Annotated in this window: 11 protein-coding genes; 4 read left to right on the top strand and 7 right to left on the bottom strand. The window is 73.1% G+C overall.

The genetic code is table 11. From position 1 onward, the window contains the following. Positions 1-3: 3 nt before the first annotated feature. Genes Sru02f_RS21795 through Sru02f_RS21785 form a run of 3 tightly spaced genes read right to left on the bottom strand, consistent with a single transcriptional unit; the run spans position 4 to position 3,750 of the window. On the bottom strand, positions 4-1,179 hold the full coding sequence (locus Sru02f_RS21795; protein WP_109032346.1) for an anhydro-N-acetylmuramic acid kinase: 1,176 nt from the start codon (positions 1,177-1,179) through the stop codon (positions 4-6). 37 nt (positions 1,180-1,216) lie between these two features. Next, positions 1,217-2,788 carry a sodium:solute symporter gene (locus Sru02f_RS21790; RefSeq protein WP_109032347.1) on the bottom strand — a complete coding sequence of 524 codons (1,572 nt, stop codon included), beginning with the start codon at positions 2,786-2,788 and terminating at the stop codon, positions 1,217-1,219. A gap of 8 nt (positions 2,789-2,796) precedes the next feature. Continuing rightward, positions 2,797-3,750, bottom strand: coding sequence for a BadF/BadG/BcrA/BcrD ATPase family protein (locus Sru02f_RS21785; protein ID WP_373103513.1), 954 nt, complete (start codon positions 3,748-3,750; stop codon positions 2,797-2,799). A 264-nt stretch (positions 3,751-4,014) separates the two neighbouring features. Here Sru02f_RS21785 and Sru02f_RS21780 point away from each other — a divergent pair, with 264 nt between their 5' ends. Continuing rightward, positions 4,015-4,950, top strand: a complete 936-nt coding sequence (locus Sru02f_RS21780) for a MurR/RpiR family transcriptional regulator (protein WP_109032350.1) — start codon at positions 4,015-4,017, stop codon at positions 4,948-4,950. A 7-nt stretch (positions 4,951-4,957) separates the two neighbouring features. Here Sru02f_RS21780 and Sru02f_RS21775 read toward each other — a convergent pair whose 3' ends face one another. Both Sru02f_RS21775 and Sru02f_RS21770 read right to left on the bottom strand, forming a co-directional pair. Beyond that, positions 4,958-6,172: an alanine--tRNA ligase-related protein gene (locus tag Sru02f_RS21775; protein ID WP_109032351.1), complete on the bottom strand. Its 1,215-nt coding sequence runs from the start codon at positions 6,170-6,172 to the stop codon at positions 4,958-4,960. A gap of 294 nt (positions 6,173-6,466) precedes the next feature. After that, positions 6,467-7,939: an amidase gene (locus Sru02f_RS21770; protein WP_109032352.1), complete on the bottom strand. Its 1,473-nt coding sequence runs from the start codon at positions 7,937-7,939 to the stop codon at positions 6,467-6,469. A gap of 136 nt (positions 7,940-8,075) precedes the next feature. Between Sru02f_RS21770 and Sru02f_RS21765 the strand changes: the two genes are divergently transcribed. Then, the gene (locus Sru02f_RS21765; protein WP_109032353.1) at positions 8,076-8,663 is read left to right on the top strand and encodes a TetR/AcrR family transcriptional regulator; all 588 of its coding nucleotides are present in this window, start codon (positions 8,076-8,078) and stop codon (positions 8,661-8,663) included. A gap of 59 nt (positions 8,664-8,722) precedes the next feature. Here Sru02f_RS21765 and Sru02f_RS21760 read toward each other — a convergent pair whose 3' ends face one another. After that, on the bottom strand, positions 8,723-9,661 hold the full coding sequence (locus tag Sru02f_RS21760) for a LysR family transcriptional regulator (RefSeq protein ID WP_167469561.1): 939 nt from the start codon (positions 9,659-9,661) through the stop codon (positions 8,723-8,725). 153 nt (positions 9,662-9,814) lie between these two features. Here Sru02f_RS21760 and Sru02f_RS21755 point away from each other — a divergent pair, with 153 nt between their 5' ends. Next, positions 9,815-10,681: an endonuclease/exonuclease/phosphatase family protein gene (locus tag Sru02f_RS21755; RefSeq protein ID WP_174855097.1), complete on the top strand. Its 867-nt coding sequence runs from the start codon at positions 9,815-9,817 to the stop codon at positions 10,679-10,681. A gap of 7 nt (positions 10,682-10,688) precedes the next feature. Here the strand turns inward: Sru02f_RS21755 and Sru02f_RS21750 are convergent, their stop codons facing one another. Beyond that, on the bottom strand, positions 10,689-12,092 hold the full coding sequence (locus tag Sru02f_RS21750; protein ID WP_109032356.1) for a M1 family metallopeptidase: 1,404 nt from the start codon (positions 12,090-12,092) through the stop codon (positions 10,689-10,691). A gap of 148 nt (positions 12,093-12,240) precedes the next feature. Here Sru02f_RS21750 and Sru02f_RS21745 point away from each other — a divergent pair, with 148 nt between their 5' ends. After that, complete coding sequence (locus tag Sru02f_RS21745) at positions 12,241-13,362, top strand: ABC transporter substrate-binding protein (protein ID WP_109032357.1); 1,122 nt, start codon at positions 12,241-12,243, stop codon at positions 13,360-13,362. Positions 13,363-13,382: the final 20 nt, after the last annotated feature.

Here is a 13,382-nt window from a genome sequence, read left to right as displayed (position 1 = left end):
TGCTCAGGGCCCGCCGACGACGCGCAGCACCCGGGGCGGCTCACCGGCCGGCTCGGGCAGCCGCAGGGGCTCCCGCCCGGGCGTGATGCTGCCGAGCAGTGACGCCCGGCGAGCACCCGTCCCCGAGGGGATCGCCCCGGGCAGGCCGTTGACGGTCAGGAAGCCCAGGAGGGCGAAGGCAAGTGCCTCCTTGGCGTCGGACGGCAGCCCGAGCGCGTCGCTGGAACCGAGGGCCACCCCCGGCAGCTCCTCGGCGATCATGCCCATCAGCACGGGGTTGCGCGCGCCACCGCCGGACACGACGAGCCGCGTCACGCCGTGCGCCCGGCAGGCGTCGGCCACCGTGACGGCGGTGAGCCGGGCCAGGGTGGCCAGGACGTCGTCGGGTTCCGCCACGGGCGCCACGGCGAGCGCAGCCTGCAGATAGGGCAGGTGGAACTGCTCCTTGCCGGTGCTCTTCGGAGCCGGCCTGCCGTAGTACGGGTCGTCCAGCAGCACCCGCAACAGCCCCGGATCCACCCGGCCGGCCCCGGCCCGGCGCCCGTCCTCGTCGTAGGCGGCCGCACCGCCGGTGAAGTGCCGTACGGCGGCGTCCATCAGCGCGTTGGCCGGGCCGGTGTCGAAGGCCAGCGGCTCGGCGCCCGGGGCGACGACGGTGACGTTGGCGATCCCCCCGAGGTTGAGGGCGGCGGGGACGCCGGGCAGTGCCGCCATGGCCAGCACGTCGGTCATGGCCACCAGCGGCGCCCCCTGACCGCCGGCCGCGACGTCCCTGCCGCGCAGGTCGGACACGACGGGCAGACCGGTCGCCTCGGCGATCCAGGCGGGCTGGCCGAGCTGGAGGGTGCCGCGCACGGCACCGTCCTCCACCCAGTGGTACACGGTCTGCCCGTGCGAGACCACCAGATCGGCGGCGCCCCCGCACAGCTCGCGCACCGCCCGTACGGCCACGTCGGCAAAAGCCTGCCCGATGCCGGTGTCGAGCCGGGCCACGGTCCCGACCGTCGCCGCCGCCGGTGGCAGGCTGCCCGCGATCAGGTCCCGCAGCCCGTCCGGGTAGGGGGCGGAGAGATGGCCGAGCGGGCGCATCACCAGGGCCTCGCCCCGCAGTTCGAGGTCCGCGGCGGCCGCCTCGATGGCGTCGTAGGACGTGCCTGACATCAGGCCGATCACACGCACGATGTACTCCTGCGAGGGTTGAGCGGGCCGGACGCGGTCAGTTCCGGCCGGCCGTCGTGGTCAGCTGGTCGGGTCCGGCGCCGGGCTCGTCGTCGAGCGCCGGGGCCGCCGAGGGCTCCGGCGCCCGGTGGAACAGGCTCAGCACACCGCCGACGAGCAAGGTGATCAGTACGCCGATCGGCACCAGCCACTGGGCCGCGATCGCCTGGGACACCGTGGTCCCGCCGGTGGTGACGTCGATCTTCACCCCGCGCACGATGTACGTCATCACCCCGATGGTGACCAGGAAGGCCACGACGGAGTCGACCTCGTTGGCCCGTTTGACGAGCCGCCCCAGCAGGAAGGCGCCGAGCAGCGCGCCGTAGGTGTAGCCGGCGATGGTCAGACCGGTCAGGTACACGTTGCCCGTGCTCGCGCTGAAGGCGCAGGCGAAGACGGCCATGAGCGTCGCCCACACCAGCGTCATCCAGCGGGCGAGCCTGAGCAGCGCCTCCTCGGACGGTGTACTGCGGAAGAAGCTGTGGATGATGTCGGCGACCGTCGAGTTCGACATGGAGTTCAGCGCCGAGGACAGCGAGCCCATCGCGGCGCCCAGGATGCCGGCCACCAGCAGTCCCGAGACCACCACGGGCAGACCGTGCAGGATGAACTCGGGGTAGAGGTTGTCCGAGCTGGACAGGCCCAGCTCCGCGAAGGACCTGCCCTCGTTGTACGACCACAGCAGCGCGCCGACGAGGGAGAACGCGGCGAACTGGACGGTGACGAAGACACCCGAGGCGATCATGGCCTTCTGGCCCTCGCGCAGCGTCCGCGTCGCCAGCACGCGCTGGACGATCAGCTGGTCGGAGCCGTGCGAGGCCATGGCGAAGATGGCGCCGCCGACGATGGCCGTGGGCAGGGCGAACGGACTGGTGAGGATGTGGGCGAGGTCGAAGTCGGTGTCGAAGAGCGCGAACTTCCCGGCGTCCAGGGCGCGCGCGTAGCCGTCACCGCCGACGTGGGCGGAGAGCACGGCCACGGCGAGGACCGCGCCGCCGAGGTAGAGGACCATCTGGATGGCGTCGGTCCAGATGACCGCCTTGATGCCGCCCAGGTACGTGTAGACCACGGTGATGAGGGTGATCACGATGATGATCGCGCGGTAGCTCGCGTGCACACCGAACTCGTCGAGCAGCAGCTTGATCGGGATGGCGGAGGCGAACAGCCGCACGCCCTCGGCCAGGAGCCGGGTGAACACGAAGGTCACCGAGGCGAGCCCCTGCAGCTTCAGCCCGAACCGGTCGCCCAGGTACTGGTAGGCGCTGACGAAGCCGCCGCGCTTGTAGAGGGGGATCAGCACCGTGGCCACGACGACGCGTCCGACGACGTAGCCCAGGGCGAGTTCGACGTTGCCGAACCCCTGGCCGCTGTAGGCGCCGCCGGGGACGCTGATCACCGTCAGCACACTGGTCTCCGTGGCGACGACGGAGAAGGAGACCGTCCACCACGGCATGTGGCCTTCACCGACGAAGTAGTCCTTCGCCGACTTCTGCCGGCCTGCCTTCCGCAGGCCGATCCAGGCGATCCCGATCAGATAGACCACGATCACCACGAGGTCGAGCTGGCGCACGCTTGCTCCTAGACACTGGCCGGTGGGGTCGCCGGCGCGGGGAGAGGGGGGTTGGCGGCCGTCCGGCGGACGCGGACGACGAGGGCGGTGTGAGGGGTCGCGTGGTCCAGCGCCAGCAGGCGGGCCCCGTCCAGGGGATCGCCGAGCGCGGACGTGAGCCGCACGGGGAGTCCGGAACCGGCGAGGGCGGCGGTCAGCGGAGCCATCAGGGCCGGGCCGAGACCGGTCAGCCCACCGGTGACGGCCGTCGGCAGCGGCTCGCCGCCCGCGGCGATCCGGCCGGCCGCCGCGAGCGCGGTCTCGGCCAGGGCGGCGGCCGCGTCCCGGACGATCGCCGAGGCGACGGAGTCCCCGGCCTCGGCGGCGCGGGCCACCTCGGGGGCGAACGTGGCGGCCGTACGGGCGGGATTGCCGTCCCGTCCGACGGTCACCGGCAGCCGTTCGAGGTCACCGAAGAGGCCGGCGGCGGCGTCCAGCAGCACGGTGTCCGGGCCCCGCCCGTCGTGGGCCCGCAGGGCCGCGCGCAACCCGGCCGTGCCGATCCGGGCACCGCCGCCGTCGTCACCGAGCAGCGGGCCCCAGCCGTCGACGCGTGCGTACGTCCCGTCGGCGCCGATGCCGACGGCGACCGACCCGGTGCCGATCGCGAGCACCACCCCGGCCCGGCCGCCGAGCGCGCCGGCGTGTGCGGTGACGGCGTCGCTGGTGACAGCCGCCTCCCGGACGGGCAGATCCTCCAGAAGGGCATCCACCAGGGACCGGGCGGCCGCGGGCGCCGAAGCCGCTCCGGCGGCGCCCACGAGGACGGACTCGGGCCGGTCACCGCCCGGTTCCCGAAGGAGCGGCTCGACGGCGGCGCGCACGGCCGCACGCGCCGCGGCCACGCCGTCGGGCGCCGCCAGACCGGGAGCACCGGCCACGGAGCTGACGGCCCGTGACGGGTCGGCGCTGTTCCACAGCATGGCGCGGCAACCGGTCTTCCCGAGATCTACCGCCACTACTGAAGTCATACGGCTCGCCCTTTGCCCGAGTGACCCGGCACGTCGAGAGCCACCAGGTCGTCGGTGACCGGTGCGGATCGCCGTCCGAGTATGGGAACGCCGCCCTCCGGATGTCAATAAGTAACGTCGTGTTGGTCGGTGCGTAACTTTTTGACCCCCTCGGGTCACCCCATTACCCTGTGCTCACCACTTCCAGGCCTGTGCTCACCACTTCCAGGAGGGGCCATGGTCCGCCAGTCCTCGTCCCGCGTGCCGGAGCCGTCCGCCCAGGACGCCCCGCTCGCCGACATCCTCACGCGCGTCCGCGCCGCCCGGCCCTCCCTGGCACCCTCGGAGCGGCGGGTGGCCGACGCGGTCCTCGCCGACCCGGGTCAGGTCGCGGAACTGTCCATCCACGCGCTGGCGGAGCGGGCGAGCACCTCGGCGGCCACCGTGATGAGGTTCTGCCGCACGATCGGCACGGGCAACTACCCCCAGCTGCGCCTGGCGCTGGCGGCCGCCGCCGCGCGGGAGCACGCGCTGGGCGGCGAGCGGGCGGCGCAGGGCGGCACCGACATCAGTCCGACGGACTCGCTGGACCGGATAGTCAGCAAGATCATCTACAACGAGGTGCGGGCCCTGGAGGACTCGGGCGCCGCACTCGACGTCGACGCCCTTGGCCGGGCGGTGGACGCGGTCGCCAAGGCCCGCAGGGTCGACATCTTCGGCGTGGGGGCCAGCGCGTTCGTCGGCCAGGACCTGCACCAGAAGCTGCACCGCATAGGCCGGATGGCCTTCATCTGGAGCGACCGGCACGCGGCGCTCACCGCGACCGCCCTGCTGGGGCCCGGCGACGTGGCCCTCGCCGTCTCCCACTCCGGGGAGACCGAGGACACCACCGAGCCCCTCCAGGCCGCGGCCGAACGCGGAGCCACCACCATCGCCCTGACCAACGACCCGGGCTCCACGCTCGCGACCGGCGCCGACCTGGTGCTGACGACCTGTGCCCGGGAAACGCCGTTCCGTTCCGGAGCGACCGTCAGCCGCATCGCCCAACTGGCCGTCATCGACTGTCTCTTCGTCGGCGTCGCCCAGCGCTCCTACGACGCGGCGACGACCGCCCTCGAAGAGACCTACGGAGCCGTCCAGCGCCACCGGCGCCCCACGCGCCGCACCGGGTGACGGCGCGTCACGGCCGAACGGCGCCCACGCCTCCCGATCGCGGACACTCGCCCTCGCGCAGGCTCGTCACCAGCTCGCGCGGCAGACCGTGGGTGTCATGGAGGTAGTGGAAGTCCTCCTCTCCCAGCGGGCCCCGGAAGCGGGGCCGGGCGAGCACGTTCCGGCCGCGTTCCAGGAGCCGCCGGAACCGGCGCTCCTCCTCCACCAGCAGGCGCCGCACGAGGCCGGGGAGGCCGGGGTCGCCGTCCTGCCGGAAGTGGTCCAGGGTGTGCGTGACCAACTCGTCCGGCAGGTCACCGAGCCCGCGCGAGGGATCCTCCCGCCACAGCACGGTGAGCAGCCGCCGCACCAGGCGCCGCAGCACGTAACCCTGGCCGGTGTTGGACGGGCGGACGCCGTCGCCGACGACCACGACGGCCGACCGGAGGTGGTCGCAGACCACCCGGAACGACGGTTCGTCCAGCGGCCACAGGGTGGGCAGCAGCCGTCGCCACGGCTCGAAGACGTCGCACTCGAACACCGAGGACTTGCCCTGCAGGAGCATGGCCAGGCGCTCCAGGCCCAGGCCGGTGTCGACGTTGCGCTGCCCAAGCGGCACGAGGCGGCCGTCGTCCAGTCGGCGGTGGCGCATCATCACGTGGTTCCACACCTCCACCCAGCGGTCGTCGCCGGTGGGCGTGGACCGGGGCGGGGTGTCACCGCTCCACAGGAAGATCTCCGAGTCGGGCCCGCAGGGGCCCACCGGCCCGTTGGACCACCAGTTGTCGTCCACCGTCGGCTCCACGGGAACGCCGCGCTCCCGCCACAGCCGCAGCGACTCGTCGTCCGGTCCGACCTGCTCACCGCCCCCGTACACGGTGGCGTGCAGCAGGCCCGGGTCGACCCCGAGGCCCTCGGTGAGCAGCCGGTGGGCCCAGTCGAGGCTTCGCGAGCCCTCGTAGTCGCCCAGCGACCACGTGCCGAGCATCTCGAAGACCGTCAGATGCGTGCCGTCCCCGACCTCGTCCAGGTCCGTGGTGCGCAGACAGCGCTGTACGTTGACCAGCCGCCGGCCCAGCGGGTGGGGGCGGCCCTCCAGGTACGGGGTGAGCGGATGCATGCCGGCGCTGGTGAACAGCACGGGATCGCCCGGCTCGGGCAGCAGTGTCGAGCCGGTGATCCGGCGATGGCCCTGATCCTCGTAGTACTCGACGAACGTGCTCAGGACGCGCTCGGTGTCCATGGGGTGACTCCTTCGCTTCGAGGCGGGAGGGGGACCGGAGAACGGAACCGTGCGGTCCTCGCACCTGGGCGAAGGTGGCGGAGCGCCACGTGAACCACCGACGAACCGTTTCCGGTCGCCGGTGGGAAAGGGGGAAGGTCAGGCGGCGGCAACCGGCGAGCTGGTCGCTCGCGCGGTCGCGAAGATGTTCCTGCCGATGACGTTCATGCCTCGAAGATAACGCCCCGGGCGCGGGCGGGCACCCCGATTTTCCGCACCCGCACCCGCACCCGCGCCGCACTGCCTGCCCGACTCCTATCCCCCCAGCGGATGGCTCGGCGGAACGGGAGAGTCTCCCGCCCACACGGCGGGGATGCGGTCCGACCACGGCTGTGCCTGTTCGAGCTGGCCGGCCAGGCGGAAGAGGAGACCTTCGAGGCCGTAACCGGCGGCGAACTGCATTCCGACCGGGAGTCCGGTGCCGGTGTCGGCCGTCACCGGCACGGACATGGCGGGTGTGCCCGCCACGTTGAACGCCATGGTGAACGGGGAGTGGTCGTTGAGCCGTTCGATCCAGCCGAGCCCGTCGAGCGCCTCCGCGCCCGCGCCGTAGGCGCCCAGCTGCGGGGGCGGCTCCGGCAGGGTGGGGGTGAGCAGCAGGTCGTAGGTGCCGAAGTACCGCGCCAGGCTCCGGGCGACGCGGTTGCGGATCGCGAGGGCGGTGACGAACTGCGGGCCGCTGACCCGTTGCCCGTAGCGGTGGGCGGCCAGCGTCGCCGGTTCGAGGGACGAGGAGTCGACGGGCCGGCCCAGCGCCGCCGACAGGTCGTCGACCGAGGCCGCGATGTTCGCGGTCGACAGACGGGCGTTGGCCAGCACGAACTCCTCCCAGTCGGCGCCGAGGCCGACCGCGACCTCCTCCGTGCGGTGCCCGAGGGATTCGAGCAGCCGCACGGTGCGCTCCAGCGCCTCGGCCACCGGGGCGGCGGTGGGGCGCCCGCCCCAGGCCCGCGCCAGGACCCCGATCCGCAGCGAGCCCGGCGGGCGCGTGACTTCCTCCGCGTAGGAGCGGGACGGCTGCTCGGCGAAGTAGGGGTCGCCCGGCTCCGGGCCGCGTATCAGGTCGAGCAGCGCCGCGCTGTCCCGTACGGTGCGGCTGACACCGCCCTGGACGGCCAGGCCGTTGAATCCCTCGTCGAGAGCGGGGCCCATGGAGACCCGGCCGCGGGTGGGCTTCAGCCCGAAGAGGCCGTTGTACGCGGCGGGGATGCGCAGCGATCCGGCGGCATCGGTCGCGTGGGCGAGGGGGACCGCTCCGGCCGCCACGGCCGCGGCCGCGCCACCGCTGGATCCCCCGGCGCCGCGCCGGGGGTCCCACGGATTGCGGGTCGGGCCGTACAGCACCGGCTCCGTGGTGATGCTGTAGGCCAGCTCCGGTGTCGCGGTGCGCCCGAGGGTCACGAGGCCCGCGCGGCGGAAGCGGCGCATCAGGAAGGAGTCGGAACGGGAGACGTGCCCGGCCGCGAGTCGGCTGCCCAACTCCGTGCGCCGGCCCGCCATGGCGACCCCGAAGTCCTTGATCAGGAAGGGCGCGCCGGCCAGCGGCGTGCTGCCCGGGGCGGGCCGGTCGTCGGCCGGCCAGGTCTCCACGACGGCGTTGATCCGCGGGTTGACCCGCCGCACCGCCTCGTGTGCGGCGGCCTCCACCTCGGCGGCGGTCACCTCGCCCTTGGCCACCAGTTCCGCGAGCCCCACCGCGTCGTGGCGCACGTACTCGGACACTTTCACTGTCACTCCTAGGGACGTCGGAAGATACCTCTGAGTCCCACTCGATACCGATCGGTATCGAGTGGGACAGGCTGGTACCGTAACAGAGGAGCGAAGGGCCCCCATCGACCGGAACACCGGACACCACGGAGCAGGCATGACATCGACCGCCGCCAGGCCGGGCAGAGTGGCGAAGCTGCCGCCCCGCGAGCGCATCCTCGACGCGGCCGAGGAGCTCTTCCAGAGCGAGGGCATCCGGCGCGTGGGGGTCCAGGCGATCGCCAAGCGGGCCGAGACCACCAAGATGGCGATCTACCGGCACTTCGAGACCAAGGACGCACTGGTCGCCGAATGGCTGCGGATCCTGGCCGCCGAGTACCAGGCGGCCTTCGACCGCGTCGAGGCCGAACATCCCGGCCGGCCCCGGGAGCAGATCCTGGGCCTCGCCCGCTTCATCGCCGACGGGCTGCCGGGGCTCTCGCACCGGGGCTGCCCCTTCATCAACTCCCTCGCCGAGCTGCCCGACCGCTCCCACCCCGCGCGAAGGGTGGTCGAGGAGCACAAGGCCCGCCAGACCCGCAGGCTGGTCGGCATGTGTGCCGAGGCGGGGATGTCCGACCCCGAACAGGTCGCGGCCCAGATCACCTTCGTCCTCGAAGGGGCGCAGGTCAGCACGCAGAACGGAAGCATCGACCGGGCCGGGGAGCGGCTGATGCGCATCGTCGAGGCGATCGTGGGCCAGTAGCACGGGCCCGGCCGGATCGTGCCGGTGCCGCGGGCCTTCGGCCGGTGGGCCGGCGGGCTCTACTCCGGCCGGTCCGTCGCCCAGGAGGGCAGCCAGGTGTCCTCGGGCAGCGGAGCCAGGTTCGCGAAGTGGTTGACGACCGCCCGGAGCCCCGGGTGCGGATTGTCCCGGGGGAGGAGGAGCGAGAGCGGGTAGGCGAGCGTCGGACCCGCGATCGGGATGCGGCGCAGATCGTGGCCGGTCGGCCAGACGTACCGGTCGCGCGAGCCCACGAGGGTGGCCACGTCGTCGGAGTCGGCGAGGATGTCGAGGAGTACCTCGTTGCCGAAGTTGGGGCCCGCGGCGTCCACCCGGAGGCCGAACTCGGCGGTGAGCTGCTCGTAGAACTCCGCCCATTCGCTGCCCGGCGCGATACCGGGCACCCAGATCCGGTGCCCGCGCAGCCGGGCCGGTGTCACGGTGCGCGCGGAGGCGAGCGGGTGTCTCGGACCGACGACGAGTTCCAGCGGGGAGTGGAACGCGTGGATCATCCGCACCTCGGGCGGCAGCGCGGCCGGGTCGGTGACCGAGCGGAACGAGGCGTCGACGTCGCCCGCCCGCACGGCGGCCACCGCGAGACGCGGGTCGTCGACCTTGAGCGTCACCACGTCGAGTGCGGTTCCGGGATGTGAGCGCCAGTAGTCGTGCAGGACGACGGCCTGCGCGGACCGCAGGCCGAGGACGTCGATCCGCAGCGCCCGCGACCCTCGCCGGATCGCGGTGACGGCGCGGTCGACGTTCGCGACGATGTTCCGGGCGTGCGGCAGGAAGGCCTGCCCGTCCAGCGTCAGCTCGACCCCTCGGGGGGTGCGGGTGAACAACCGGACGTCCAGTGAGCGCTCCAGGGCCGTGATCCGTTTCGAGACGGCCTGCTGCGTCACGCCGAGTTCGTCGGCCGCGTGCCGCAGCTGCCCCAGCTCGGCCGCGCGGACGAACGATCGCACCGCCTCGGTATCCATGGGGGCGAGCATAGGGCTGCCCAACCCGTGGTTGTGGCTCAGGGCTCGGGCGTGGTGTCGGCCGCTCCCGGGGCTCCGGACGAGGCGGGCGCCGGGCGGTGCCGGGGCCTGTCCCGCGGTGCCATAACCTCGTCCGTGGGAACGGCGGTTGCCATGTGTGTCCACACCGAGGAGGCGGCGGTGCTCAAATGGGGCGGCTCGCGATTGCTGGTCTGCGCGGTGGCGCTGGCCTGCGTGGCACTGGTGGGGCCCAGTGCCCCCGGCGGTGCCCTGTCCGGCAGGTCGCTGCCCGCCGAAGCCGTCAAGGACGTCGTACCCGACCGGGTCATGACGTGGAACCTGTGCAACCCCTGCGACGCGAGCAACCTCGACCGGGCCGCGGAGATAGCCGCGCACGCGCCCCAGGTCATCGGCATGCAGGAAGCCTGCGCACGTGACGTCGACCGGATCCGGGACTACCTGGAGGCCTTCCACGGGCTCGTCTACCACGTCGCACACGGATCGGTCCTGCAGAACTGGGGCCGTTGCGGGGGAGCGCCGTGGAACCCCGGGGGCTTCGGCCAGGCCATCCTCTCGGCGGCGCCGATCACGGACGCGGTCAACGTCGAGTACCCCGACGGCGGCTCCGAGGACCGCGGATACCTCGCGGTCACCACCGAGGTGGGCGGCCGGTCCGTCCGCGTGTTCAACACACACCTCGCCCAGCGCCGTCAGGAGGAGTTCAGGACGGACCAGGTCCGCGTACTCGCCAGGGAAGTCGCCCGGCACCAACACGCCATAGTCGTCGGCGACTTCAACGCCGTACCGGAAGCCTCCGAGCTCGACCCCATGTGGTCCCTGGCCACCGACACCGACCCGCAGTGCCACCCCGCGCCCGGCGGAACCTGCGAGCCGACCACGGACTGGCAGAGCAAGTTCGACTACGTCTTCCTGCGCGGCATCGCCCCGCGCGAGCACCGCGTGGTCCGTACGGCGCACTCGGACCACGACATGCTGTACGCCGACCTGGACGTCACCTGAGGCCCCGTCACCGGATGCGGTGGCTCTCCCAGAAGGGGCCGAGGTCCTCGTCCGTCATGGACTGGGCCGCCCGCTTGAAGTCCTCGGTGGTGGAGACGCCGTACCAGTGGTCCCGGGCGTAGCGCTTGAGGAGCCGGGCCATGGCGTCGGCGCCGAGGGTGCGTTCCAGGTCGGCCAGGGCGCAGGGCCCGGCCGTGTAGACGAGGTGGTACTCGCCGCGGTGCCGCGACCAGTAGTCCATGGAGGCGGTCAGCTCGGTGCCGTCGTCGGGCCAGTAGACGTCCGACCAGCAGTCGCGGGTCTCCAGGCCGTAGAAGCGGAAGTTGGCGTACTGGGCGAAGCTCTCGTCCAGCCACGGCGAGGCGTACTCGTCGTTGCCGACGATGCCGTACCACCACTGGTGCGCCAGCTCGTGGACGACGGCGTTGCCCTCCTCGGTGGTGCCGAGCAGGACGAGGCCGGGATACTCCATACCGCCACCGAACCCGCTGGTCATCACGAGATCGACCTCGCCGTACGGATAGCGGCCGAACTCGCGGCCGAACCGGTCGACGGCGGCGACGGCTTCCGCGCGGGCGAGGCGGACGCCCGCGGCGGGTGTGCCGGGCGCCCAGAACGACTTCACGCGCACACCCCCGGGCGTGGTCCGGGCCGCCGTGCGGAACGGTCCCGCGGCCCAGGCGAAGTCCCGCACGCGCTCCGCGAGGCTGAGGGTCACCGAACGTCCCGGGGCCCCCGGGCGGGTCCTGGTGCGGCCCGTCGCGGGCACCGCCATGTCCGACGGGTGGTCGAGGCGGACCCTGAAGTCACCGGCGAGGGCGTAGAAGCTCTCGCCGACGGCCACGTACGGGTCGAGGTGCCACCCCTCGGCGTCGTGCACGGCGAGCACCGGCAGGGCGTTGCCGAGGAAGCGGAAGGCGCCCTCGCGGCCGAAGCGGGCGTTGCGGTCGGGCACCGTGATGGAGACGTCGAAGGCCACGGACGCCCGCTCCCCGTGCGCGAGGGGCTTCGGCAGGGCGATGCGCAGAGCCGTGCAGTTCACCGTGAGCGGGTCCGCCGTCCCGCCGCGCAGCCCCGACACGACGACGGGCGAGGGCGCACCGGGTGTGCCGCACCCGTCCTCGCCGTTGCCCCACAGGCGCAGGTACACCTCGCGCAGCGGCCGTTCGGACGCGTTGCGGAAGGAGACTCGCTGCCGCCCCGTCCAGTGGCCGCCGTCGGTGTCGGAGCGCAGGTCCACGTCGTAGCGGGCGCGATCGGGCGTCGCCGCGGACCCGCCGGCCCCGGCTGCCGCACCGGACTCACCCGCCGGCATGCCCACCGCCAGGAGCAGCACGAGCAACACCACGAACAGACGACGACCGGCCCGGTGCGACCACGGGGCGGGCAGGGACGTGCCAAGCGGCGACATGACAGCGGATACTGCCACAACTCCCCGCCGACCGAACCGACTTCGCCGAAGCCTCCGGTGGACCTCCGGAAGCAGCGGCGTAGCGGCAACCTGATCAGGGGCTCGCGGAACGCATAATCGGTTGCCGGCGGCGGCGGGGGTGGATGCAATGGCCGGCATGGTCACCCAAGAGACTCTGCCGGGGCGGGACGAGACGAACGGGCACGTCCGGATCGGTGCGCTCGTGCCGCTGACCCGGCCGGGCTGGGACGAGGCGGGCCGGCACCTGCTCGCCGGGATGGAACTGGCCGTACGCGAAGTCAATGAGGCCGGTGGCATCATGGGCAGGCCAGTGGCGCTGGTGGTGCGGGACACCGCGGCCGATCCCCACCGGGCCGCGGCGGCCGTGGAGGAACTCGCCGGGCTGGGCGTGGCCGCCGTGGCGGGGGAGTACCACAGCGTCGTCGCGCGTGCCGCCGCCGCCAGGGCCGATGCCCTGGGCGTGCCGTTCCTGTGCGCCTCGGCCGTGCTCGACGCGCTCACCGAACAGCCGACGCCGTGGGTCGCACGGCTCGCCCCGGCGCAGTCCCACGGCTGGCGGATCTACGCGGACCACCTCCTCGCCGCGGGCCCCCGCCGCATCGCCGTGGCCATCGACCCGAGCAGCGTCTACTGGGCGTGCGGCGCCCGCATCCTGCGGGACCACCTCGCGCCGCACGACGGCACCGTCCTCGACGTCGACGTGCGCGGCTCGACCGCCGCGTCGGTGTGCGACACGCTCGCCGACCTGCACGCGACCGCCCTCCTCCTCCTGGTCGGTCACCCCGAGCCGGCCGTGTCGATCGTCCGCTCCGTGCGCCGGGACCGGCGCCTGGCCGGGATCACGATCGGTGCCCCGGCCGGGCAGCCGGAGTTCACCGGATGGGCGACGGCGCTGGGCACGGACGGCGCCGCGGTTCCCTTCCTGCGCTACCTGCCCGAACGCCTGGGCCCGCTCGGTGAACGGGTCGCAACGGCGCTGCGCGAGCGGCTGGCCGAAGCGCCCTCCTTCGTCGCCTTCGAGGGATACGACACGGTGACGGTCCTCGCCGACATGCTGCGCTCGCACGGCCCGGACCGGGCGTGGACCCCCGAATCCTGGGCGAGCGTCTCGGTGGAGGGCACCCGGGGGCGGATCCGGTTCTCCCGGACGCCCGACATCGGCGTGTGGCAGTGGGCCTGGGCGCCGGTGCAGGTCGTGGACCGGGATCCGGCTGACCCCGGCCGCCTGCGGGTCCTGCGCACGGGCTGACGCCTCGGGTCGGCGCGCCT

It is taken from the genome of Streptomyces rubrogriseus (genome assembly GCF_027947575.1).
In the GTDB taxonomy this organism is placed as follows: domain Bacteria; phylum Actinomycetota; class Actinomycetes; order Streptomycetales; family Streptomycetaceae; genus Streptomyces; species Streptomyces rubrogriseus.
Note: the sequence above shows the minus strand (reverse complement) of the source record. Positions and strands in the feature narration are given on the sequence as shown.